The organism is Nesterenkonia rhizosphaerae, from assembly GCF_039544555.1.
Taxonomy (GTDB): domain Bacteria; phylum Actinomycetota; class Actinomycetes; order Actinomycetales; family Micrococcaceae; genus Nesterenkonia; species Nesterenkonia rhizosphaerae.
Genome location: NZ_BAABLW010000001.1, coordinates 105,948 through 130,302 on the forward strand (window position 1 = coordinate 105,948; position 24,355 = coordinate 130,302).

Below are 24,355 nucleotides of genomic sequence, written 5' to 3' on the forward strand. Positions count from 1 at the left end.
CCAGGCGGAATTTGGGCTACCCGGTGAGTGGCGTGAAACACAACTGTTACATGACGGGCAGTCTGTGACCTCCGCTGGGAGGGCATAAAACGCGCACGTAGGATGGGGCTCATGAGTACTGACGCACGCATCGCATCCGGCCACGGCCTGGCCACTGTCACCGCTGACGGAACCGTTCTGGACACTTGGTTTCCCGCACCTGTTCTTGCACCGCTGAGCCAGAACGACGACGACGCCCTGCTGTCCTCGCTGCGGGAGGCCGAAGGCCAGGACGCTGAGCGCGGGGTCACCCTGAAGGTCGTCTCCGTGGAGGCTGACCTGGATGCCGAAGCCACCGGGACCTCCGATGTGTGGCTGCGACTTCACCTGCTCTCCCACCGGTTGGTCAAGCCCAACAGCATCAACCTCGATGGCATCTTCGGGCATCTGACCAACGTGGTCTGGACCAACTTCGGGCCCTGCCCCCTGGAGAACTTCGAGACCACGCGTCTGAAGCTGCGTGCGCGCGGGCATGTCACGGTGCATTCCATCGACAAGTTCCCGCGCCTGGTGGACTACGTCACGCCGCAGGGCGTACGCATCGGCGACGCCGACCGCGTGCGACTCGGTGCACACCTGGCCGAAGGCACCACCGTCATGCATGAAGGCTTCATCAACTTCAACGCCGGCACCCTCGGCGCTTCCATGGTGGAAGGACGGATCTCGGCCGGCGTCGTCGTCGGCGATGGCACCGATGTGGGCGGCGGCGCCTCCATCATGGGCACCCTCTCCGGCGGCGGCAAAGAGAAGATCACCCTCGGCGAGGGCGTGCTGCTCGGAGCGAACTCCGGTGTGGGTATCAGCCTGGGCAACGACTGTGTGGTGGAGGCGGGCCTCTACATCACCGCCGGCACCAAAGTGACCGTGCTCGATGAGAACGGCGAGGTCTCCGGCACCGCTAAGGGAAGTGAGCTCTCCGGCTCCTCCGGGCTGCTGTTCCTGCGCGACTCCGTCACCGGTCAGGTGCAGGCCCGGCCGCGTAAGGGCCAGAAGGTCGAGCTCAACGCAGCCCTGCACGCCAACTGAGTCATGAGACCGAACGCCCGCCACCGCAGCGTCGTCGCCACCCGCCCCATGGTTCGGCGGCGCCGTCGTCGTCGCGCCCTGGTTGCCCTGGGTATCACCACCGCTCTGGTGGCCGGCACCGGCTACGGCGCCTGGCAGTACATCGAGCAGAACGAGTATCTGCTGGATGAGCGCTGCGAGGTGGCGCTGCCGGAGCAGGTCCAGCGACTGAGCCCGGCACAGGCGCATAATGCGGCGATGATCTCGGTGTCTGCGGTGGACCGCGAGCTGCCCCCGCAGGCGGCTGTCCACGCGGTGGGGATCTCCCTGCAGGAGTCCGAGCTGACGGTACGGCAGGCGACCAATGAGCGTGATTCCCGGGTGTTATTTGCCCGCGGTGCGCGGGACTGGTCCCAGGGCGCCAGTGCCCAGGTGGCTGAAGCCAGCATCGACGGGTTCTATGACATGCTCGAAGAACGCTGGGCCGCTGGAGACGGCGACGCTGAGAAAGAGCAGAACGAGGACGCTGAGCAGGGATCAGCCTGGACTCCGGAGCTGAGCCTGGATGAGGCCGCTGAGGCCCTGGACCGGCCGCACAATCCCAGCTTCTATCCCCAGCACACTGACCGAGCGCGGGCTTTTGCGCTGCCCTTAGCCGGCCAGCAGCCAGTGGTGATGAGCTGTACGCTGCCGCAGCTGGATGCCCCGGAGGCAGATCCCCAGGGTCTCACCGAGGAGCTGGTGGCGCTGATGCCCAACGCCTTGGGGGTCAGCTTCACCGAAGCGCCCGAGGGGCAGGACGACGAGGAGTTCGAGCCCGAGCCGGTGTTGGACGGCGTGGTGGAACTCAGCGGCGAAGGCTCCACTGCGGAGATGGTGATTCATGTCCCTGAACGCAGCGGGGACTATGACTACCTCTGGATGGTGGCGCATTGGGCGGTGGCCGCAGCTTATGACTACGGCGTGCAGTCAGTGGCGGCGGGGCCATATGAGTGGAACCGCGATTCCGGGACCTGGGAGCGCCAGGAGACAGTGAGCGACGACGCCGTCGTCATCGGTTTCTCCCGCGACTAAGCAGCGCCCACCGGCCACCCCTCCCGCAGACCTCTTTCGGTCACGCGTTATTACGAGATTTCGCGCCATTTTCAGCGATCGCGGCGGTTTATTACCGGTAAAACGCGTGACCGAACGTCCGGGAGTTTTCCCCAGTGATGATTCGGCAGTCCACCACGGCCGCTCTTCCACATCTGAGGTGCCGCCTCTGCCCCTTCCGGCCAGAGCCGACCAAGGATGAGGAGCATGAAGTCCCCCGAGGATCGACGACGACGCGCCCATAACTACCTCGTGCCCCGCCACGGCTGACCAGAAGGGAAGCCCTGGAGCAACTGCCAGCACGAGATATCAGGCACGCGCTAGCCAATGATTCCCTCATCTCCCTCGGCCACGGCATTCTGGGACCAGAAACGAATAATGCTAGCCTTTCCGCGCTGCACACTCTCCAGGCACTGACCGCGATAGGCGGCAGGACCGTAGGACATGAGACGGCGGCCGCACTCTGGGGCTTGATGCCAGTTCCGCTGGGTCCGCCCTACCATCTGATTCATGCACGCGGTCGGGCGCGTACGCGACGCTCGGGGCTGGTGGTCTCTCATACCGCCGATGTGCCTGAGCGTTTCTGCGCCACATACCAGTCGATACCGGTGACTGATCCCGCTTGGACCTGGACAGACTTGGCATTGAAGCTGCCGATGCTTCAGGCGCTCATTCTGGCTGATATCGCGGTGCGTCCAGGGCGCACTGAGTTCGGCGAAACAACGGGATCACTGACGCTGTTGTCAGATTTACGGGATGCGGCTAAAGCCCGGGGGCGAGCCAACGGCGCAAAAACCGTAAGAACTGCGAGCCTGTTGGCGAGCCCCGGAGCCGATTCACCCCAGGAAACCACGCTCCGCTATTACATGTATGAGGCTAACCTTCCGGAGCCGCAGGTAAATGTATGGCTGCTGGACGAGCACGGTCGACGTATCGTGCAGCCAGACCTCAGCGTGGAGAAGTACCGGCTGGCGATCCAGTATGAGGGGCAGTCTGTTCATTCGGACCCGGAACAGGTGCTGCGCGATGTCCGGCGTCAGGAACGGACCGAAGCTCTGGGCTGGGTTGAGCTGCGCATCACCAAAGAACACATGCGACACAGCGGGGCTGGAGCCATAGCGAAGATCACCCGGGCACTGCGGAAACAGGGGTGGCGCAGCTGATTCTGCGCCGACAACGCATACGGTCACGCGATATGACGGCGTTTCCTCCTGGATTCGATGCTTAGCGGGTCAAAGTAGCGTCAAAATGCGTGACCGAACGAGGAGACACAGGAGCGCCCCGACCAACTGGCCGGGGCGCTCCTGGATGAACAAGCTCAGGCGGGGTAATCGCGCTTGGGCTCGCCCACGTAGATCTGCCGGGGACGGCCGATCTTGGTGTTGCGATCGCCCATCATCTCGCGCCACTGGGCAATCCAGCCCGGCAGACGCCCCAGTGCGAACAGCACGGTGAACATCTTCTCCGGGAAGCCCATGGCCTTGTAGATCAGACCGGTGTAGAAGTCCACGTTCGGGTAGAGCTTGCGCTCCACGAAGTAGTCATCCTCCAGGGCCTTCTGCTCCAGGCGCTGCGCGATATCGAAGAGCTCGTCGTCGCCGCCCAGCTTGCCCAGCAGCTCATCAGCAAGGCCCTTGACCACGCGAGCACGCGGGTCGTAGTTCTTGTAGACGCGGTGACCGAAGCCCATGAGGCGGACGCCGTCCTCCTTGTTCTTCACCTTCTCCATGAAGGCCTCGGGGCTGACGTCACCTGCCTGGATCTGGCGCAGCATCTTCAGCACAGCCTCGTTCGCACCGCCGTGGGCGGGGCCGTAGAGCGCGTTGATGCCTGCGGAGATGGAGGCGAACATGTTCGCCTGCGAGGAGCCCACCAGTCGCACCGTGGAGGTGGAGCAATTCTGCTCGTGGTCTGCGTGCAGGATGAGCAGGACGTCCAGGGCCTTGGCGATATCGGGGTCAATCTCGTAGTTCTCCGCCGGAACGCCGAAGCAGCCGCGCAGGAAGTTCTCCACCAGGCTCAGATTGTTATCCGGGTAGAGCATGGGCTGGCCGATGCTCTTCTTATAGGCGTAAGCCGCAATGGTGGGGACCTTAGCCAGCAGCCGGTAGGTGGAACGCTCAACCTGATCCGCATCGAAAGGATCCAGGGAGTCCGGGTAGTAGGTGGACAGCGCCGAGACAGCCGAGGACAGCACCGGCATCGGGTGTGCATCGCGCGGGAATCCGCCGAAGAAATCCTTGAGCTCCTCGTGGAGCAGAGTGTGCCGGCGGGTGACGTTGTCGAAGTCCTGAAGTTGCTCCGGGGTAGGCAGCTCGCCGTAGATCAGCAGGTAGGAAACCTCAAGGAAGCTGGACTTCTCCGCCAGCTGCTCGATGGGGTAACCGCGGTAGCGCAGGATGCCCTCGTTACCGTCAATGTAGGTGATGGCCGATTTGGTGTTGGCCGTATTCATGAAGCCCGGGTCGTAGGTGACCGCACCGGTGGTCTTCAGCAGCGGGGCGATATCGAGGCCATCATTGCCCTCTACCGCGGTTTCCACCGGTAGTTCCAGCTCATGCCCCTGATAGTCCAGGCGGGCTGAGTTCTGCTCAGTCATCGTTCGCTCGCTTCCTTACCGATCCTGCGGCTGCGTCAGGTCCACTTCGGGGCACGTCGGTGCCCCGCGCGGACAAACACGTGGGTGACAACATGAAACAACCTACCGTGTGACCAGACACACGCGCCAATAGGTTGTCAGACTGCGAGACGCTCAGCGGCGGCCGCAATTCGTTCATCGGAGGCCGTCAAAGCTACTCGGACGTAGCCTGCCCCGGCCTCACCGTAGAAGACTCCCGGTCCCACAACGATCCCGCGTTCTGCCATCCGCTGAACCTGAGCCCAGGTGTCACCGCGTCCATCTTCGGTCATGGAGCCGTCAGTGCACCACAGGTACAGACCCGCCACCGAATGTTCCACGGTGAAGCCGGCAGCTTCCAGAGCGGGCTTCAACAGGGCACGACGGCGGCGATACAGTTCTCGCTGAGAACGGACGTGGTCGTCGTCGGAAAGTGCCACTCGCAGCGCTTCCTGCACCGGGGCTGGCATGATCATCCCGGCGTGCTTGCGGGTGTTGACCAGCCCCTTGATCAGCTCGGGGCAGCCAGCAGCAAAGGCGGCTCTATAGCCGGCCAGATTGGACTGCTTGGACACCGAATACACCGCCAGCAGGCCTTGGTGCGAGTTACCGGCGACGCGGGGGTCCAGGATCGAGGGCACATCCTCGAGCTCCCAGGGCAGCTCCGCATAGCACTCGTCAGAGGCCACGACGGCGCCGATGCGGCGGGCAAGCTCCACTACGCGGGCCATATAGGCGGCGTCGTCGACTTTTCCGGTGGGATTACCCGGAGAGTTCAGCCAGATCAGCTTCACCCGGGCCAGCACGGACTCATCCAGGCTGAACGGGTCATCGGTGGCCACCGGTTCAGCGCCGGCGATCACCGCACCCATGTCATAGGTGGGGTAGGCGATGCGGGGGCGCAGCACAATATCGCCCTCCCCCAGGCCCAGCAGAGTCGGCAGCCAGGCCACCAGCTCCTTGGATCCGATGGTGGGCAGCACCGCCTCAGGGTCGAGATTCGGCACACCGCGACGGCGGGCGAACCAGTCAGCCACAGCCTCGCGCAGCTGGGGCCGGCCGTGAGTGGTGGGGTACCCGGGGGCGTCACTGGCAGCAGCCAGAGCATCCTGGATCACCTGCGGGGTGGGATCCACCGGGGTGCCGATGGAGAGATCCACTGTGCCGCCGGGGTGGGCAGCCGCTAACTCCCGGTAGGGAGTCATGGCGTCCCAGGGGTACTCGGGGAGAGTGAGCATGGAAGGTGTCAGACCTTGGGAATCAGTGTTCGTCGTGAGCCTGCGGCGGCAGGACAGCGATCACTTCATGGTCCTTCTCGATCTTGCCCAGTTTGGCGGCACCGCCAGGAGAGCCGAGGTCGTCGAAGAACTCCACATTTGCGCGGTAGTACTCGCTCCACTCCTCGGGCAAGTCATCTTCGTAGTAGATGGCTTCCACCGGGCAGACCGGCTCGCAGGCGCCGCAGTCCACGCACTCGTCGGGGTGGATGTACAGGGAGCGTTCGCCTTCATAGATGCAGTCCACCGGACACTCATCGATGCAGGCCTTGTCTTTGAGGTCCACACAGGGAAGCGCAATGACGTAGGTCATGGTCTCGAAGTCTCCTTTGGGGGTGCGTCAGTTTCCCAGTCTACCGCTGGGGGCCACCGGGGTAGGGCGCCAATGACGACGGCGGCTGGTGGTCTTCACCACGTAAGTGAGCCTGGGCCTGGGCAGCAGCGGCTTGCTTCTGCTGCAGCGCGTCCTTCATCAGAAGCCATTTGGTGAGAATCATGGCCACACAGGTGATCAGTGCGCTGCCCAGCCACCATAGTGCGGAGGCTAACACCGGACCGGGAAGCTGCTCCCAGGCGATCGGCGTGTAGTGAACCACCAGCTGGTCCGGCCCGGGCCATAGGTAGGCGATGCTGGCCACAGTGAACGTTGTTGCGCCCATCAGCATGGGCTCGGTCAGTGACCCGGCGGTCATACCGGACCACAGGAGAGCCAGCAGCAGAATAAGCAGTGCAAGCACTGCGCCCCACGGGAGGATGAGTCCGCTGCTGGGCTCTCCGATCACCCAGATATTGCCGTGCAACATAGTGCCCAGCACGCCGATGATAGCCCCGGCGGCGAAGCACACGCCCAGCAGAGCAGGACGGCGTCGGCTAGTGGACAGCTCTGAGTGTTGTGTCATAGACGTCAAATGCGCCCTTTAGGCCGAGGCGGACTTCTTCTTGCGGGTTTCTTTCATCCGCTCTGAGGAGTTCAGGATGACCTTGCGGATACGGATGGCATCCGGGGTCACCTCCACGCACTCGTCCTCATTGGCGAATTCCAGGGACTCCTCCAGGGTCAGCTTCGCCGGCGGGGTCAGGCCCTCGAAGGAGTCTGCGGAGGCTGCACGCATATTGGTGAGCTTCTTCTCCTTGGTGATGTTGACTTCCATGTCCTCGTTGCGGGAGTTCTCACCCACCACCTGGCCTTCGTAGACCTCGGACTGGGGCTCCACGAAGAACTTGCCGCGCTCCTGCAGGTTGATCATGGCGAACGGGGTGGCCGAGCCGGCGCGGTCGGAGATCAGCGAACCGGAGGTGCGGTACTCGATCTCACCCTTCCAGGGCTCGTAGCCTGCCGCGTAGGAGGAGGCGATGCCTGCACCGCGGGTTTCGGTGAGGAATTTGGTGCGGAAGCCGATCAAGCCGCGGGCGGGGACCAGGAACTCCATACGGATCCAGCCGGTGCCGTTATTGGTCATGGTGGTCATGGTGCCCTTACGCGCTGCCATCAGCTGGGTGATGGCGCCCATGAACTCCTCAGGAGTATCGATGGTCATGTTCTCCATGGGTTCATGGAGCTTGCCGTCGATCTCGCGGGTGACCACCTGGGGCTTGCCCACAGTCAGTTCGAAGCCCTCGCGGCGCATCTGCTCCACCAGGATGGCCAGGGCGAGCTCACCGCGGCCCTGGACTTCCCAGGTGTCGGGGCGCTCAGTGGGAAGAACCTTGAGGGAGACGTTACCGATGAGCTCCTTGTCCAGGCGGTCCTTCACCTGGCGGGCGGTGACCTTTGCTCCCTTGACGCGGCCAGCCATAGGGGAAGTGTTGATACCGATGGTCATGGAGATCGCGGGATCATCCACCACAATATTCGGCAGTGGCTTGGGGTTCTCCAGATCGGTAAGGGTCTCACCGATCATGATGTCCTCGATACCGGCGACGGCGACGATCTCGCCTGGGCCGGCGGATTCAGCGGTCACACGCTCCAGGCCCTTGGTGGCCAGCAGCTCGGTGATCTTCACCGTCTTGGTGGAGCCGTCCTTACGGGCCCAGGCCACCTGCTGGTTCTTGCGCAGGGTGCCGTTGAAGATGCGCAGCAGCGCCAGACGTCCCAGGAACGGGGAGGCGTCGAGGTTGGTGACGTGAGCCTGCAGGACCTCTTCGTCGTCGTACTCGGGTGCGGGGACGTGCTCGAGGATGGTCTCGAACAGCGGCTCAAGGTCCTCGTTGTCCGGCAGGCCGCCGTCAGCGGGCTGCTCCTTGGAGGCGCGGCCAGCCTTACCGGAGGCGAAGACCACCGGCACATCGAGCACAGAGTCCAGATCCAGGTCCGGGTTCTCCTCGGCGACGTCGGAGGCCAAGCCCAGCAGCAGATCCATGGTGTCGGAGATGACACCTTCAATGCGGGCGTCGGGGCGGTCGGTCTTGTTGACCACCAGGATCACCGGAAGGGAAGCGTTGAGTGCTTTGCGCAGCACGAAGCGGGTCTGCGGCAGCGGACCCTCGGAGGCGTCCACCAGCAGCACGACGCCGTCGACCATGGACAGACCGCGCTCGACCTCGCCGCCGAAGTCAGCGTGACCTGGGGTATCGATGACGTTGATGGTCACCTGGTCCTGACCGGCGTGCTTCTGGGCGGAGGGACCGGAGTAGAACACGGTGGTGTTCTTAGCCAGGATGGTGATGCCCTTTTCCTTCTCAAGGTCACCGGAGTCCATGACGCGGTCTTCGAGGTCGCCGTGTCCGCCGACTGCCTTGGTCTGGCGCAGCATGGCGTCGACCAGAGTGGTCTTGCCGTGGTCGACGTGGGCGACGATCGCGACATTGCGCAGATCATTGCGTGAGGTGATGCTCAAGAGAAAGGCCTTCCAAAACTTAAGGTCAAAGGGTGCGAGCGCACCCGTCCAGTGTACGCGGTACCGTCATGCCTTGATTTGTTCTGGAATCCAGCAGATATTCACGGTCATGTCACAGCCGTTCGAAGATGATGTACCCGGCTCCCCAGTCGAGTACGAAGTGCTCCTGCCCTAGTGGCTGCAGATTCTCCTCTTCCAGACTCGCAGATGGCAGCACATCTGCTTCCTCGGACGGGGGTTCCTCTTCCCCTCTTCCGGTGTCCTCAGGACCTGACCCAGAGTGCAGTGACCGTTCGCGCAGCAGCTGGATAACGTCGTCCTGGGATAGATCTTCCCCAATTAACGTGACTTTGGATGCTTCAAGATCAACTGTGCTCAGCATCAGATCCTCCGGCGCATTCCCGTAGTACCGCACCGGTTCTCGACCATGGACAATCAACATTTGACCCGGGGCTGACAAGCCGGAATTGAGGTCAGCAACACGGATGAGTGTGGGCGGATAAGCGCCTAGTCGATCGACGTTGAGCTCAGCACCCTTCAGCCGGAGACACTCCGTCTTCTCCCCCGCAACTGGATCCCATACGACAACGTCAGTATCTCCGCTGGCTGTGGTGGTTTGCAGCACAGCCAGGTCTCCCCAATTGCCGAGACCAATCAATAACCGCTGGGGGTTCTGCCACTCACCGCGGGTGGGATCTGACAGCTCCGCATACCCCTGTGCAGCGCCTGTACCTGGGTCCAGTACTGCTAGTCCCTCTATGAGTGTCCATGACGTGGGGGTCAGCCCTAAGACGAGCAACTCTCCGTTGGCTGCAGCGACAAACTCGCGACCAGCAGGTGACCATCCCCGAAACGTTCCCAGGCTGGGACGGAGATCGTGTTCAGTTGCAAACCGATCAACGTTATCCCTGAACTCCGTGAACTCCTCAGCGACTGCTTCATCGCGGAAGGACGCGGACAGATCCACCATGTGTTCATCCCAGGCGGTAAAAACCCGCTCCCCTCTTGGTGCATCTGCCGGCTTCGGCACAACAAACTCGCCACAGGTAGTCCCGAGAGCATCCAGGAGGCCACTACGGCGTGGGCCGTCATAGAGCAGGAAGGTGGCCGTCAGTATGGCTACGACGACCACCGTCCCTACTGTGACTCTGCGACGGACCAGGCGTCGTCGGCTCTCGGTGGCACGATCAACCCAGTCTCTGTCCTTACCGCGATGAACCACCGTGGATAAGTCTTCGCCACCGGCACCCATTGATCAGTCCAGTGTCAGGCCCTGTGCCGTCAGCAGGGCGCGTCGGGCCTCCCGGCGTTTCTTTTGCTCGTCCGGGTTCGGGACAGGTGCCGCAGCGAGCAGCCGCTTCGTGTAATCCTCGCGTGGACTCCGAAGAATCTGCTCCTTGCGTCCCTGTTCCACCACTCGCCCCTTCTGCATCACTAGGATCTGGTCGGCGAGTTGATCCACCACCGCGAGATCATGAGTGACAAACAAGCAGGCGAAATCGTACTGTTCCTGCAATTCGGCGAACATATCCAAGACACGCGCCTGCACAGAGACATCCAGGGCCGATGTGGGTTCATCTGCAATGAGGATTGATGGGCTAAGGGCCATGGCTCGGGCAATCGAGATTCGCTGTCGCTGACCACCAGAGAGCTCGTGAGGATAGCGGTTTATGACCGACCGAGGCAGTTTCACGGCCTCTAGAAGCTCCTCCGCCCTCGCGGTGCGCTCCTGGGGCGTGCCCACCTTGTGCACCACCATAGGCTCTGTGATGATCTCACCGATCGGGAACCTCGGATCCAAAGATGCTGCGGGATCCTGGAACACCACTCCGATGTCACGGCGGAGGGCCTTCTTCTCTTTGTGGGGCAACTGTGGAAGATTCTTCCCTCGCACCAAAAGCTCGCCCTCTTCGACTTCCAGAAGTCCCAGAACGGCCTTAGCGACCGTTGATTTTCCGGAACCGGATTCACCCACCAAGCCGAGGATCTCTCCTCGAGCGACAGCGAAGTTCACACCTTCGACAACTCTTTTCGACCTGCCACGATTCTTGTAGGCAAGAGAAAGATCAATTGCTTGAAGGTGGTACTCCTTCTCAGCGTCCAACTCAGGTTTCGTGGGATCTGTGGAATCTGTTCCTTCTGAGACTTCGATGTTCGCCTCACCGAGTGTGGGCATAGCATCAAGAAGCCGCTGGGTATATGGATGCTCCGGTGCCAGCAGGATCCTGTCCACCGGACCAGACTCGACTACTTCGCCCTGGAACATGACAACCACCCGGTCCGCCATATCTGCGACGACTCCCATATTGTGAGTGATCAGCAAGATGCCGGTATTGAGCTCATCTTTGAGACGACGGAGCAAATCGAGGATCTCGGCCTGAACTGTGACGTCAAGAGCGGTGGTCGGTTCGTCGGCAATGATGACTTTGGGGTTGCACGCAATCGCCATGGCGATGACGATTCGCTGTCGCTGACCTCCCGAGAACTGGTGCGGATACTCAAAAATGCGATTCGCTGCGTCCGGTATACCGACCTGTTCCAAGAGCCGGATAGAGCGAGCCAACGCATCGCGTCCGAACGCCTTGCCGTGAACTTGGAGCGCCTCTACAAGCTGGTCAGAGACCTTGAGGACCGGGTTCAGTGCTGTCATGGGCTCCTGGAAGACCATCGAGATCTCATCACCGCGAAGTGAGCGCAACTTGGCCGGAGATAAGTTGGTGACTTCTTTCCCATCCAAGTAGACGCGGCCCGAAACATGCGCATTTTCGGCCATAAGGCCCATTGCTGTTGAACTGGTGACGGACTTTCCCGAACCAGATTCGCCGACAACGGCCACCACTTCCCCGGGTTTCACCTCGAAGCTGGCACCCTTGACTGCCTCAACTGTGCCGAATTCGGTCGCAAAGCTGACCTTCACGTCTTCGAACTTCAGCGCAGTGTCGGTCGTGAACTCAGCTGGCACGATCCCGGACATCGTCTCGTTTGCTTGGCCCTTTTCACGCTGCTTACGCCCAAGGAAATGCGCGACTCCCACGTACACCAAAGCTAGGGCGGCCGCGATTCCGAGAATCACTAAGGGAGCGACAGAAAATCCTTCTCCGAAGTTCTCTGCTTCTTCAAGAAGCTCGTCATAGTCGGCAGCCGCCCAGATTGTCGTTGAACTCATTTCTTCCTCCAGAAGCGCATCGGGTTCCCATGGGGATCGTTCTGTCCGGCTGGCAGCTGAGCTCCCCCGGAGTTACCAGCGGCATTCTGACCGACCTCTTGAGAACGGAAGAGGCGCTGCACACCTCGAAGGCCAAGGACAGATCCCAGGGTGGGTCGCGCATCACCGGTTCGACGCTGACGAGGATCAAACGCATCCCGGAGGCCATCGCCGATGAAGTTGCCCGCCAAAGCAATCACAATAATGAACGCTCCAGGGAACCAGAACAGCCACGATCGGGTCGTAAACGCATTCTGGTACTGATCAATAAGGAGTCCCAGCGAAACCTCTGGACGCTGCACACCCATGCCCAAGTAGGAGAGTGTCGACTCCATAATGATGGCACCGGCAAACGCGAACGTCGCGTTGACGATGATCACCCCGATGCTGTTGGGAATCATGTGTTTAGCAATGATCCGTGCAGGCGAGGCGCCCATGGAAATCGCAGCGGAGACGTATTCCTTCTCTCGGATAGAGAGGACTTCTGCACGGACTAGACGGCACATCCCGGCCCACGTGATGCAGCCCAGGGCCACGGCGAAGGGAAAGACCCCGCCGGGTAGACCAGCGACCATCTGACCGAGAATCGCGGCGAAAACCAGCGTCGGCACCACAATGACGAAATCCGTAAATCGCATGATGATCGATTCAACGATGCCTCGGAAGTACCCAGCGATCGCTCCCAAGACGATGCCGATGACGCTGGAAACAAGAGCCGCAACGAAGGCAACGATCAGCGATTGCTGCGTTCCCCGCATCACCATGGCGAAGTAGTCACGACCGACGTTCTCTTGACCGAAGGGATGCTCGCCTAAGAAGTTCCCATCCTGGAACATCATGGGACGGCCTCCATCAATGATGGAGCCCGTGGCTTGATGGTGCTTATCCCACCAGCCAGGCAGGATCCCGAAACCTATCGAGCTAAAAGCCAGGACAATCACGGCGATGAGGGCGACCAAGGAGATCATGGCCGGCTTATGGGAGAAGAACCGCCGCCGGATGAGCTGGCCCTGAGAATAGGAGCGACCGCCCTCTTGAAGGCGACTGTCTTCGACCTCGGCGAGGTCGACCATCTGCTGCTGGAGTTCGTTATCAGGTTCTGAGGTCTTGTCGTTGCTCATACTCGGATCCTTGGGTCGAGGACGGCGTAGAGAATGTCAGCCATGAGGTTGAACAGAACCGCTACTGCGCCGGTGACGATGATGAATGCCATAACTGGTGCAGGGTCAGATATCTGAAGCCCTGTGATGAAGAGGTTGCCCATGGCGTTCCAGCCGAAGACCCGTTCGACCACAACAGAACCGCTGATGAGGGCGGCAAAGTCGAAGGCGACGATGGTCACCAGCGGGATCATGGCGTTCCGGAAGGCGTGCTTCAGAACCACGGTCCGTTCATTGACGCCCTTCGCTCGCGCCGTGCGGATGTAGTCCTGCTTCTGGACTTCGAGCATGGAGCTGCGCGTATAGCGGGTGTATGTGGCCAGAGACAGCAGCGCCATCAGAACCGACGGCATCCACAGCTGAGTAAGTTGATCCAGGGCTGTCACCCAGAAGTCGCTATCAAGGTTTGGCGTGTGGGACCCCACGGTCCGGATCGGTCGCGGCTTCAGCGACAGAAGTTGTGGCCAGTGATACATGAAGTGGTCCAGCAGAATCAGGATCGACATCATGACGCCAGTAAGCACAGAAGCAGCAGTAGCTTGACCCCGTGCGTCGCCACCCACGATTCTGCCGATAATGACGCACACCGTCACGGTGAGCACAAAGAGCGCGCCGAGCAGAAGCCACCCGCCAGGCGGGTCCTGCAGAAGTCCCCATGTGGCGTAATAGGCGACAATGCCCACCAAAACCACCAGCAGCGTTGAGTACAGAACTTGCCGATTCCTGATTCCCGCTATCAGCGCGGTGAAGCCTGCCGCCAGAACAAGGGAGGCCACGATGATGATCGGCACACCCAGTCGAGGGCTGGCCATGAAGTTCACTGCATTCATCCACGGAAGGACAAGGCAGACGAAAGCAAACATAATGCCGCCGGTGATGATACGTCGCAGCGGATCTCCACCGAGCACCAGTGGAACGATAATCGCAAGAAGCGCTGCCAGCGTGAGGATCGCCGGCCACGTGAACTGAGGTTCCAATATCCAGTCATTGAATCGGATAGCCAGCCATTCCTTAGCCAGCACCGCCGCCCAGAAGACTGGCAGAGACCAGAATAAGAAGATGAAGAATGTCACCACGTAGTCCAACAGCGAGTACTGCCGCATGGCCGTGGCGATGCCGGTCAGGATTCCCACAACGATGGCGACCATGGTGGCAACAAAGACAAGGCGCAAGGACTGCTCAGCGGCTGCCAGAATCAGAGGAGTGACCGGCTGCCCACTCATAGTGACGCCAAAGTCACAGCTTCCGGCGAAACATCCGAGGATTCCTGAGAGCCAGGACCAGTATCGAACGTACCAAGGCTGGTCCAGCCCCATCCGTTCAATGCGTTCCTGCATCAGGAACTCGACGTTGTCAGACTGCATTTCCCGGAGGTCCTGCAGCGGGTCACCAGAATTGATGACCATGATAAAAGCGATGAGCGTAGCGCCGAAGAGGATGAGCACTGTGCTCCCCAGGCGCTTGAGAATGTATTTCAGCACGGCTTAAGGGGTGACCTTCCGAGTCAGCTGGTGGACGCACCGGTGGGGTCCGGGCTGACGGATAGTCAGCCGGGACCCCACCGTGTTAGGGATGATGTTCCGTCATGTATGCGTCGAAGACGTCACGGAATCAGTCTGCGGCTCGCTGCCACTGCTGTGCGTTCCACACAAGCTGCGACTGCGCCGGAGTAGGACGGACATTCAGGAGCGAGCTGTCCCAGCCGGTGATGCCGGGATGGACATACAGCGGGATTCCGTGCAGGGAGTCCCACAGTTCCTGCTCGAGGGTGATCACGTTCTCCTGGATCTCAGCCTCATCAGCGCTGGTAGCGATCGTCTCGAAGGCATCCGACACGACGTCGTTGTTGTAGCTTGTCCAGTTCTGCGGACGCGGCTGGTCATTCTCCCGGTCGTAGCCGTAGATGTTCAGGCCGGAGGCGATCTGACCGGAGCCTGCCCAAGCGAACAGGGCAACATCCCACTCGCCAGCGGCGAGGTCGATGTTGACGTCACCGCCGTCAACGATCTCAAGGCCGGCCTCTGCGCAGGAGGCCTGGATCAGCTCGACAGTATCGTGACGACGCTCCTGACCGTTGTGGCCGATGAGGATCTCGGTGCCTTCTGCGCCGAGCTCCTCGACGATGGCAGCAGCTGCCTCGATATCAACCTCGTCGTAGCGACCGTCGTAGCTTTCGGCCACTACATCTTCGTAGTTCGGCTCGAAGTTCAGCACCTCGCGCGCATTCAGCAGCTCCGCATCCGGGTTCACCGGGTGAATCAGGTTTTCGACGATCTGCTGACGAGGAACACAGAGAGCGAAGGCCTCAGCCAGCTCTGGGTTCTCGGCGAAGGGGCTTCCATCGCCGTACTGAATGTCCAAGTGCTCCCAGGTCGCTTTGTCGCTGATGTCCATCACGTGAGTGCCAGCGTCAGCCAGCCGAGACAGCTGATCGCGTGTGTCAACCGTCTCTGCGGGGACGATGGCATGGAGGTCACCGTTTTCAAGAGCCTGGACATGCTGCGCGTTGTCCAGGAACTGGAAAACGAATGTCGAGACGCCGGGCGGAGTACCCCAGTAATTCTCATTCGCGCGGAGGGTGACGTATTCGCCGTCGGCCCAGTCCTCGAGCATGTATGGGCCGGAAGAAGGAATCAGCGACTCGTCCGGAAGCGTACCGGGTTCGGTTTCCCACACGGTGTTCCAGGTCTCCGATGCGGCAGCAACGATCTCTTCGTCACCGGCGAGCAGGCCCTCGGTCATTTCGTCGAGCTCGAGACCAGCTTCCTGCGCGACGATGTGGGCCGGCAGAGCGCTCTGGATCATGAGCTGCCAGTCTGCATAGGCGCCATCCGGGTACTCCACGGTGAAGGTCTTTGAATCCGGGGATTCCGCCTGGGGTCCATCCGGGATGTAGGTGCCGACGTTAGGCGAGATGTAGTCGAAACCGTCCTCACCGATGTAGCGAGAAGCCGCCCAGTCCATGACATAGTCTGCGACGGTGACCGGGGTCCCGTCAGACCACTCAACTTCGTCGTTGATCGTGTACTGAACCTGGAAAGGGTCCTCGTTCACAATTTCGTAGGAACCGAAATCCTCGTTCTGATAGATCCCCAGGTCCGTTCCGACATAGGAGAAGCCTTCGAACAGGCGGTCCACGATAGTGGAGTTGTAGACGTTGTAGTTGCTCGGCGTCTGTCCGTTGTAGCTATTAAACGGCTGCGGGCCCAGCGAGACCCGAATCTCGTCATCGGCGGTCGAGAAATCTGCTCCAAGATCAGCAAGAGCACCATCGGTCGGCTCAACTGTGTACCGGCCAGCGTCGCCATTCTCAGTGCCTTCAGTTTCTTCAACCGCGTCGTTATCCGGCGTGGTCTCCTCGTCATCCCCCGGGGTGCAGCCCGAGAGGACGAGCGCGCCGGAGGCCAGAATGGCCGTGGCGGCAGAGAGTTTCCGTAGTTTCACTTCTTGCTCCTCATGCGATAGGTGCGAATGAGACTGGTGATGTACGCAACACCAAATCAAGGTGGCACCACATTACGTCGGCAATCAGCGCGCAGAACACCCCTTTTAGGCACGTAACGCAACCGTTACAAGGGGTCAAGACTGGGTCATAGTGTGGACTAGGTCTCAATTGGGGAAAGTCAAGTTGCAGCGAGCAACCTTCTTGAAACACGTCTAGTCAGGGAGCTGCAGAGGGTGTGACGAGCGTAACTTCCGTGAAAATACGCGGTAAGTGACCTCCAGGTAGAAGTCAGCTAAACGTCAGGCTGCGCCTAGTTCCAGTGGGGTTTTCGACGGCGTGCGAAACATGTCCGTAACCAAAAACGGACGGCGAGTGAACACTCGTCGAACATTCCGCATTGCAAAATAAGTCAGAATGTTACGTTCGGTGTTCGCTCGCCGCCCGGTGAAGCAGCTTCCGTATGCAGGACTCAGCTCATTCTGCTGCGACGTCCTCGTTCTGAGCCGCATAGTGGCAAGCGGCCAGCTGGGTAATGCCCGGCCGGACCATCAGCTCCGGGACTTCCTCGGCACAACGATCAGTTGCCTTCCAGCATCGTGTGCGGAATCGGCAGCCCGACGGCGGGTTCGCCGGACTCGGCGGGTCCCCCTTGAGCACGATCTGCTGACGGTGGCCCCGCTGGGTGGGGTCAGGCACCGGTACTGCCGAGAGCAGCGCCTGCGTATAGGGGTGTGCCGGCGCGGAGTAGATCTCCTCATCGTGACCCAGCTCGGCAAGCTTGCCCAGGTACATCACACCGACCCGGTCAGAAATGTGCCGAACGACAGAAAGATCGTGGGCGATGAAGATGTAGCTGAGCCCCATCTCCTTCTGCAGGTCCTCCAGCAGGTTCATCACCTGCGCCTGGACCGAAACATCCAGCGCGGAGACCGGCTCATCGCAGATGATGACATCCGGGTTCAGTGCCAGGCCCCGCGCAATGCCGATGCGCTGGCGCTGGCCGCCGGAGAACTGGTGCGGATACCGGTTGATATGGTCCGGGTTCAACCCCACTAGGTCCAGCAGCTCTTTAACCCGGTTGCGGATGCCCTGAGCGGGCCTGGCATCCTTATGGAGTTTGAAGGGTTCCCCGATGATGTCACCTACCGACATTCGCGGGTTCAGTGAGGTATAGGGGTCCTGGAAGATGATCTGGATCTTCCGGCGAAGTCGGCGCAGCTCCTCGCCCTTGACCGAGAGGAAGTCCTGGCCCTTGAAGGCCACCGAACCGGAGTCCGGGTCCTCAAGACGCATCAGAAGCTTAGCCAGAGTGGACTTGCCCGAGCCGGACTCGCCCACAATACCCAGGGTCTCCCCCTTGCGAAGCTGGAAGCTCACGCCGTCGACCGCCTGAACAGCGCCGACCTTCTTCTGAAAGACGACGCCCTGAGTCAGCGGGTAGTGCTTCACCAGGTCTTTGACGTCAAGGACAACCTCCGCATCGGCAAAGGGGTCGACGACGCCGGTGGTGTGCGGCTGGGGATTCAGGCTCATGCTCGGGCCTCCTCTGTACCCTCGGCACTCATCGCATAGATTTTCTCTGCGTAATGGCAGGCGGAGCGATGTCCGGGCACGATCTCACGCAGAGCTGGCCGCTCCGCAGTACACAGTTCGGTCGCGAATTCGCAGCGTGGGCTGAACGGGCAGCCCGCTGGCATATCCGTCAGCGACGGCGGCAGACCAGGGATGGCGCGCAGCCGCTCACCGGCTCCGTCGATACGCGGAATCGATTCCAGCAGCCCCTTGGTGTAGGGGTTGGCGGTCCGGGCGTAGATCTCAAAGACATCGGCGGACTCCATCACCCGGCCGGCGTACATCACCGCGATCTTATCGGCCACATCCGCCACCACACCCAGGTCGTGGGTGATCAGGATCAGGCCCATATTGTGCTCGGCCTGCAGGTCCTTCAGCAGGCCCATCACCTGCGCCTGCACTGTGACGTCCAGCGCCGTGGTGGGCTCATCGGCAATGAGCACATCCGGATCCAGAGCGATAGCCATCGCGATCATGATGCGCTGCCGCATGCCGCCGGAGAACTGATGAGGGAAGTCCCATACGCGCTTCTCCGCGGCGGGGATCCCCACCTTCTGCATCAGCTCAACGGCTTTAGCGCGGGCTTCCTTGCGCTTGAAACCGCGGTGCACGCGAAACATCTCAGCAATCTGCCACCCCACCGGCAGCACCGGGTTCAAGCTGGAAAGGGCGTCCTGGAAGATCATCGAGATATTCATCCCGCGCAGCTTCCGGCGCTTCTCCTCCCCCATGGTCAGCAGGTCTTCACCGCGGTAGAGAATCTGTCCACCGGTGATATGCCCCGGTGGCATGTCCAGGATGCCCATAATGGTCTGAGCGGTCACTGATTTGCCGGATCCGGACTCACCGAGGATGGCCAGCGTCTCGCCAGCATGGAGCGTGAAGTTCATGCCGTTGATGGCCTGGGCCACTCCGGCCTTGGAACGGAACTCCACCTCTAGGTTGCGAACCTCCAATAGTGGAGTGCCCGACGTCGTCGTTGTCTCAGTCACTACAGTGACCCCTTACTTCTTCTTGGACTTCGGGTCGAGAGCATCGCGCACCGCGTCGCCAAGGGTCATAAAGGCGAAGACCGTCAGCGAGACGAACAGCAGCGGGAACACCAGCAGATGCGGGAACGAAGTCAGATAAGGCTTGGCATCCGAGAGCTGCAAGCCCCAGGAGATGGCCGGCAGCTGAAGCCCCACACCGAGATAGGTCAGGGTTGCTTCAGCGCCGATGATGATGCCGATGAACACGGTGGCGTAACCGATCACCGGACCCAACGAGTTCGGCAGAATATGCCGGCGCATGATGGTGACATGTCCGGCACCCAGCGCTCGAGCGGCGGTGACGTACTCTGTGCTGGCCGCTGAGATCACTGATCCGCGCATCAAGCGGGTCATCGTCGGCCAGGTGAAGATGATCAGCACCATGGCCACCTCCCGTACTCCGCGGGTGGGGATCACGTTGAGGAAGACCAGCGCACCCAGGATGTAGGGTACAGCGAAGACCATGTCGGTGAAGCGGGAGATCACAGCGTCAACCCATTTCCCGAAGTAACCGGCCACGAGCCCCAGGATCAATGAGATGACCAGCACTCCGAGGCTGACGATGAAGCCCACCGCAATGGAGTTCCGGGCTCCGTAGATCACCCGGGTGTAGTAGTCACAGCCCTGGATATCAGTGCCGAACCAGTGTTCGGCAGATGGGGTCTGACGGTTGCGCTCCAGGAAGCAGGCGCGCGGATCCTCGCTGGTGAACAGCTGCGGGAAGATCGCCATGGCCAGCATCACCAGCAGGATCGCTGCCGAGATGATGAACCAGGGGTTCTTCCGCAGGGAGCGCCAGGCGTCAGCCAGCAGGCTTGCCTCGGCGGTTTTCTTCTGCCCCTCGCCGGCCTCAGTGGCCGCAGTGGAAACCGGGGTGGTTCGTGCCTCAGGGTTTGGATTACTCATAGCGGATCCTTGGGTCGAGCAGGCCGTAGAGCAGGTCAACCAGCAGGTTGATCACCACGAAGAAGATCACCATCAGAGTGACGATGCCGACGACGACGGTACCTTCCTGGCCACTGATGGAGCGGTATACCTGCTCGCCGAGTCCCGGCAGGTTGAAAATCGACTCCACCACGATCGAACCGCCGAGCATGCTGGCCAGGTCGGCACCAATGAAGGTCACCACCGGGATCATGGCGTTGCGCAGGCCGTGGCGGCCGATGACGCGGGTGCGCTTGAGCCCCTTGGCAGTGGCGGTGCGCACATAGTCGGACTGCATGGCATCTACGAGTTCGCCGCGCAGCAGGCGGGCGATGATGCCGGTGGACACCGATGCCAGGGTGAAGGCCGGCAGCAGGTAGCTGACGAGGCCTTCACGGTTACCTGCGATCGGGAACCAACCCAGGTTGAGGCCGAACACCAGCTGCAGTAGGAAGCCGATGGCAATAATCGGCAGAGCAACCATCATCACGGTGCTGACCTGCACCAGACGATCGATGAACCGGTCCTTATAGATGGTGCACAGGATGCCGGCAATGACACCGAAAACGGCCTGGATTGCCGTAGCCACCAGCGCGAGCGTGACCGTCACCGGCAGTCGCTGCTGGATGATGTCCAGCACGGGACGGCCCTGGAAGGTAGTGCCGAAGTCAGCTGCGGTGAAGACGCCCCATATGTACTTGAAGTACTGAATGAAGAAGGGGTCGTCGAGGTTGTACTGCGCTCTGAGCTGTTCGCGCACGGCATCGCTCATCGGACGGTCGCCGGCCAACGCGCGGATCGGGTCGCCTGGAATGGCGAACACCAGCGCGTAGACGATCAGCGTGGAGATGAGGATGACCGGTATGAACTGCAGCAGACGCCGGATGATGTATCGAGTCATGGTGTCCTTGGATGGGGCCGGTCAGTGCGTCCTGGGACGCCTGGCACCGTCGGGCCCCCATGTGATGGAGGCGACAGTGCCGGGCTCCATGATAGAGACTCAGGACAGAATTGCAGAATTGAACAAATGGCGGGCACCAAAAAGCGCGGCCTGCACGCCATGGTGCCGACCGCGCTTTTCGGTGTCGGAGGGGATTAGTCCTCGGTGACCACAATCTGCTCAAGGCGCAGGAATGTGCCCTGGTCCATCAGCAGCGAACCGTTGTCGATCCGGTCGCTGTGGACGGTGGTGTAGTTGGAGAACCACATCGGCAGAACAGGCATCTCGTTCAGCAGGATCTCTTCAGCCTGCTGGTAGAGCTCGATGGAAGTCTCCGGATCTGCAGCGTTGGCTTCCTCGATCAGAGCATCGAACTCCTCATTGGAGAAACCGGTGTAGTTCGAAGACTGGCCGGTGGTGTAAATGGGCTCCATCGCGTACTGAGCACTGGGGTAGGACAGCGTCCAGCCCAGGCGGAAGGGACCGGTGATCTCCTCGTTGTCGTGCAGCTCGAGGTACTGAGCGAACTCCAGGGACTCGAACTTGACCTCTTCGATGCCGAGGTTCTGGCGCCACTGGTTAGCAACGGCTTCCACCCACTGCTCGTGGCCGGCACCGGAGTTGAACCACACGGTCAGTTCGGAGGGGCCGCCAGCAGCCTCGTACAGGTCGGCTGCTTCTTCAGGGTTGTACTCGCACCATTCGCAGATGCCGTCCTGAGCCTCAGGAAGCATCGGCGGAATGATGTTGGTAGCCGGAGTCTGGGCGCCGTCGAAGATGGCGTCAATAACAGCCTGGCGGTCAATAGCCATGGACAGCGCGTGGCGCACGTCTTCGTCCTGGAATTCCTCCTGGTACAGCGGCAGACCCAGGTAGGTGAAGGATCCGGTGTCGAAGGTGGCGGAGTTCTCACCGAAGTCTGCCTCGATCTGAGTCAGACGGTTCGGAGGAGTCTGGTCCAGGATGTCCAGGTTTCCGGCCTGAACGTCCATGTAGGCAGTGTCGATATCGGAGTAGATGCGCCACTCGATACGCTCGGGAAGACCAGGGTTCTCGCCGGGGAAGTCCTCCCAGCGATCGGCAGCAATCTGCACGTCATGCTCCCAGGAACCGTCGATCTGGTACCGACCGTTGCCGATGGGGGCCTGCTCGAAGGCTTCGATGTCCTCGAAGGCTTCAGAGGGCATCGGGTAGAAAGCAGTGTAGGTGAGCATCTGGGGGAACGGAGCGAAAGGCTCAGCCAGCTCGATTTCCAGCGTGTACTCATCAACCGCGCGCAGACCCTCGAGCTCGTCGGTCTCTTCGTTGATGACCGCGTCGTAGCCGACGACGTTGTCGAAGAAGTTGGCGCTCTGCTGGGTGTTCTCCGGGTTGACCACCCAGTTGAAAGTGTCGACGAAAGTCTGTGCGGTGATTTCCTCACCGTTCTGGAAGGTCCAGTCCTCGCCGAGGGTGAAGGTCCAGGTCTGGCTGTCCTCGGTGTCCCAGGACTCTGCGACGCCGGGGATGACCTCGTAGGTGTCGTAGTCGAGCTCAACGAGACCAGTAAAGAGCTGCTGAAGGACCTTGGATCCGCAGACTTCGGTCGAGTTACCGGGCACCAGGTGCTGGGGCTCGCAGTTGTAGACCGAGATGGTACCGCCGCCAGCGACGGCAGCTGACTCGCCCTCGGCGGTGCCGGCGTCGCCGCCGTTATCACCATTGCCGCCGCAGGCGGTCAGAACCAGAGCGGAGGCAGCCAGTACCACTCCCGCGCGGGTGAAGTTCTTACTAATGGACAAAATGTCTCCTCAAGAGAATGCGAGAGACAGGCATATGGTGGGCCTGCCTATTCCTTCGCGGCGCATGTGTTGCATGCGTCACTTAAAGGGGGAGCTTATCAAGCTCTCACACCGCACGCTCACCCGCAGCCCAGCTGTCTCAGAGGTTTTACACAACCGTTACCGGCGCCAGACCTCGTCCGGGTCGGCAGTCCGACCCCGGGTCAGCCGTAGAGCCTGGGCCGAAGCGACCACTTCTTCATACTTCGCGTGGCGCTTCTCCAGGCCCTTTGTTTCTCGGGGAGCAAGCATGATGGTGCGCTCGGCGTCGATGCCGGTCTGCAGCTGGCGGCTGCGCTCGAGTTCGGCGTCGAACTCTGCACCTAGCAGCAACACCATATTCATGATGTAGATCCAGAACAGGAAGATGATGACGCCTGCCAGGGCACCGTAGGTAGCGTTGTAGTTGGCAAAGTTCATCACGTAGATGGCTACGCCCACGGTGGTCAGGATCATCACCACGATAGCCAGCACTGCACCGGCGGAGATCCAGGAAGCGCCGGGCTGGCGAATATTCGGAGTGAAGTAGTACAGCAGAGCGATGCCTCCGGCCGCCAGGAACAGCAGCACTACCGGGCTTGCCCAGTTCCATACGGTGACGGCGGTTTCGCCCAAGCCCACAGTGGCCCCGATGGCTTCAGCTAGCGGTCCTGAGACCACCAGGAGAACACCGGCAATGGCGACCAGAACAATCAGTGCCACTGTGACACCGTAGAGCAGAGGGCGAAGCTTGAGGACGCTGCGGCCTTCTTCCACCTCGAAGATGCGGTTCATCGCCCGGGAGAAGGCATTGACGTAGTTGGAGGCGGTCCAGATGGCGGTCAGAATACCTAGAGCCAGGGCGATCCCAGCGCCCTGGGCCTCAGTGATGCTGCCCATCACCAGATCAACGGTCTCCATGATCTGGTTGTCTTCGCCGCCGGTCATCTCGGCCAGGGTGTCCATCACGAACTGCTGAGTCCGCTCGGCCTCCCCCACCAGTGACAGCAGCGAGACCAAAGCAACCAACGCCGGGAAGACCGAGAGCACTGCGTAATAGGTCAGTGCCGCAGCTAAGTCCGTGCACTGGTCCCTGCTGAATTCAGTGAGCGTGCGTTTGACGCTGTAGCGCCACGACGCTTTCGTGAGCTTCGGTGGGGACTCGGGTTTGTCCTCGTCGCGCTCGCCGCGGTGGCTCTCCACATACTCTTCGCGCTGACGCGCCTTCACCAGGAAAGGCTGGTCAGCAGCGGCGGAGACCGTACCGGGACGGGAGGCGTCCTGATAGGTGGCCGTCTCATCGAAGACGCCCATGGCGTCGTCGTCGCGTTCGCGGATAGTGTGCGGCTTCAGACCCTCGTCGCTCATATCACCCAAGTATCCGGATGATCTCTGGATGCTCCCTGAACACC

At 61.0% G+C, this 24,355-nt stretch carries 19 protein-coding genes; 3 read left to right on the plus strand and 16 right to left on the minus strand.

Annotated features, from left to right (window positions below):
* The first annotated feature begins 111 nt into the window (after positions 1 to 111).
* The 3 genes from dapD (at position 112) to ABEA23_RS00515 (ending at position 3,299) form a co-directional block, all read left to right on the plus strand.
* Positions 112 to 1,065: a 2,3,4,5-tetrahydropyridine-2,6-dicarboxylate N-succinyltransferase gene (gene dapD, locus ABEA23_RS00505; RefSeq protein WP_345476184.1), complete on the plus strand. Its 954-nt coding sequence runs from the start codon at positions 112 to 114 to the stop codon at positions 1,063 to 1,065.
* Positions 1,066 to 1,068: 3 nt separating this feature from the next.
* Entirely contained in the window at positions 1,069 to 2,118 is a 1,050-nt protein-coding gene (locus tag ABEA23_RS00510) for a hypothetical protein (protein ID WP_345476185.1), read from the plus strand.
* Between the two features lie 491 nt (positions 2,119 to 2,609).
* On the plus strand, positions 2,610 to 3,299 hold the full coding sequence (locus ABEA23_RS00515) for an endonuclease domain-containing protein (protein ID WP_345476186.1): 690 nt from the start codon (positions 2,610 to 2,612) through the stop codon (positions 3,297 to 3,299).
* Between the two features lie 155 nt (positions 3,300 to 3,454).
* Here the strand turns inward: ABEA23_RS00515 and ABEA23_RS00520 are convergent, their stop codons facing one another.
* From ABEA23_RS00520 to ABEA23_RS00595, 16 genes are all read right to left on the minus strand, one after another.
* Complete coding sequence (locus tag ABEA23_RS00520; RefSeq protein ID WP_345476187.1) at positions 3,455 to 4,735, minus strand: citrate synthase; 1,281 nt, start codon at positions 4,733 to 4,735, stop codon at positions 3,455 to 3,457.
* Between the two features lie 137 nt (positions 4,736 to 4,872).
* The gene (dapC, locus tag ABEA23_RS00525; protein WP_345476188.1) at positions 4,873 to 5,991 is read right to left on the minus strand and encodes a succinyldiaminopimelate transaminase; all 1,119 of its coding nucleotides are present in this window, start codon (positions 5,989 to 5,991) and stop codon (positions 4,873 to 4,875) included.
* A gap of 22 nt (positions 5,992 to 6,013) precedes the next feature.
* Complete coding sequence (gene fdxA / locus ABEA23_RS00530; RefSeq protein WP_260072098.1) at positions 6,014 to 6,343, minus strand: ferredoxin; 330 nt, start codon at positions 6,341 to 6,343, stop codon at positions 6,014 to 6,016.
* A gap of 40 nt (positions 6,344 to 6,383) precedes the next feature.
* Positions 6,384 to 6,929 (minus strand): hypothetical protein, encoded by a 546-nt coding sequence (locus ABEA23_RS00535; protein ID WP_044494184.1) that lies wholly within the window; start codon positions 6,927 to 6,929, stop codon positions 6,384 to 6,386.
* 18 nt (positions 6,930 to 6,947) lie between these two features.
* Positions 6,948 to 8,867, minus strand: a complete 1,920-nt coding sequence (typA, locus tag ABEA23_RS00540; protein ID WP_345476189.1) for a translational GTPase TypA — start codon at positions 8,865 to 8,867, stop codon at positions 6,948 to 6,950.
* 112 nt (positions 8,868 to 8,979) lie between these two features.
* Complete coding sequence (locus tag ABEA23_RS00545) at positions 8,980 to 10,089, minus strand: hypothetical protein (protein ID WP_345476190.1); 1,110 nt, start codon at positions 10,087 to 10,089, stop codon at positions 8,980 to 8,982.
* Between the two features lie 33 nt (positions 10,090 to 10,122).
* The gene (locus tag ABEA23_RS00550; RefSeq protein WP_345476357.1) at positions 10,123 to 11,841 is read right to left on the minus strand and encodes an ABC transporter ATP-binding protein; all 1,719 of its coding nucleotides are present in this window, start codon (positions 11,839 to 11,841) and stop codon (positions 10,123 to 10,125) included.
* Between the two features lie 188 nt (positions 11,842 to 12,029).
* Positions 12,030 to 13,193 carry an ABC transporter permease gene (locus tag ABEA23_RS00555; protein ID WP_345476191.1) on the minus strand — a complete coding sequence of 388 codons (1,164 nt, stop codon included), beginning with the start codon at positions 13,191 to 13,193 and terminating at the stop codon, positions 12,030 to 12,032.
* Complete coding sequence (locus tag ABEA23_RS00560) at positions 13,190 to 14,713, minus strand: ABC transporter permease (protein WP_345476192.1); 1,524 nt, start codon at positions 14,711 to 14,713, stop codon at positions 13,190 to 13,192. The genes ABEA23_RS00555 and ABEA23_RS00560 overlap by 4 nt, the downstream gene beginning before the upstream one ends.
* 130 nt (positions 14,714 to 14,843) lie before the next feature.
* Entirely contained in the window at positions 14,844 to 16,676 is a 1,833-nt protein-coding gene (locus ABEA23_RS00565; protein ID WP_345476193.1) for an ABC transporter substrate-binding protein, read from the minus strand.
* Between the two features lie 475 nt (positions 16,677 to 17,151).
* The gene (locus ABEA23_RS00570) at positions 17,152 to 18,210 is read right to left on the minus strand and encodes an ABC transporter ATP-binding protein (protein WP_260072090.1); all 1,059 of its coding nucleotides are present in this window, start codon (positions 18,208 to 18,210) and stop codon (positions 17,152 to 17,154) included.
* A complete protein-coding gene (locus ABEA23_RS00575; protein ID WP_345476194.1) occupies positions 18,207 to 19,241 on the minus strand; it encodes an ABC transporter ATP-binding protein in 1,035 nt (344 codons plus the stop codon). The genes ABEA23_RS00570 and ABEA23_RS00575 overlap by 4 nt, the downstream gene beginning before the upstream one ends.
* 12 nt (positions 19,242 to 19,253) lie before the next feature.
* Entirely contained in the window at positions 19,254 to 20,186 is a 933-nt protein-coding gene (locus ABEA23_RS00580; RefSeq protein WP_044494160.1) for an ABC transporter permease, read from the minus strand.
* Positions 20,179 to 21,105, minus strand: a complete 927-nt coding sequence (locus tag ABEA23_RS00585; protein ID WP_345476195.1) for an ABC transporter permease — start codon at positions 21,103 to 21,105, stop codon at positions 20,179 to 20,181. Before ABEA23_RS00585 ends, ABEA23_RS00580 begins: the two co-directional genes overlap by 8 nt.
* A gap of 194 nt (positions 21,106 to 21,299) precedes the next feature.
* Positions 21,300 to 22,925 (minus strand): peptide ABC transporter substrate-binding protein, encoded by a 1,626-nt coding sequence (locus ABEA23_RS00590; protein ID WP_345476196.1) that lies wholly within the window; start codon positions 22,923 to 22,925, stop codon positions 21,300 to 21,302.
* 159 nt (positions 22,926 to 23,084) lie between these two features.
* Positions 23,085 to 24,311, minus strand: a complete 1,227-nt coding sequence (locus ABEA23_RS00595; RefSeq protein WP_345476197.1) for a YihY/virulence factor BrkB family protein — start codon at positions 24,309 to 24,311, stop codon at positions 23,085 to 23,087.
* Between the last annotated feature and the right edge of the window lie 44 nt (positions 24,312 to 24,355).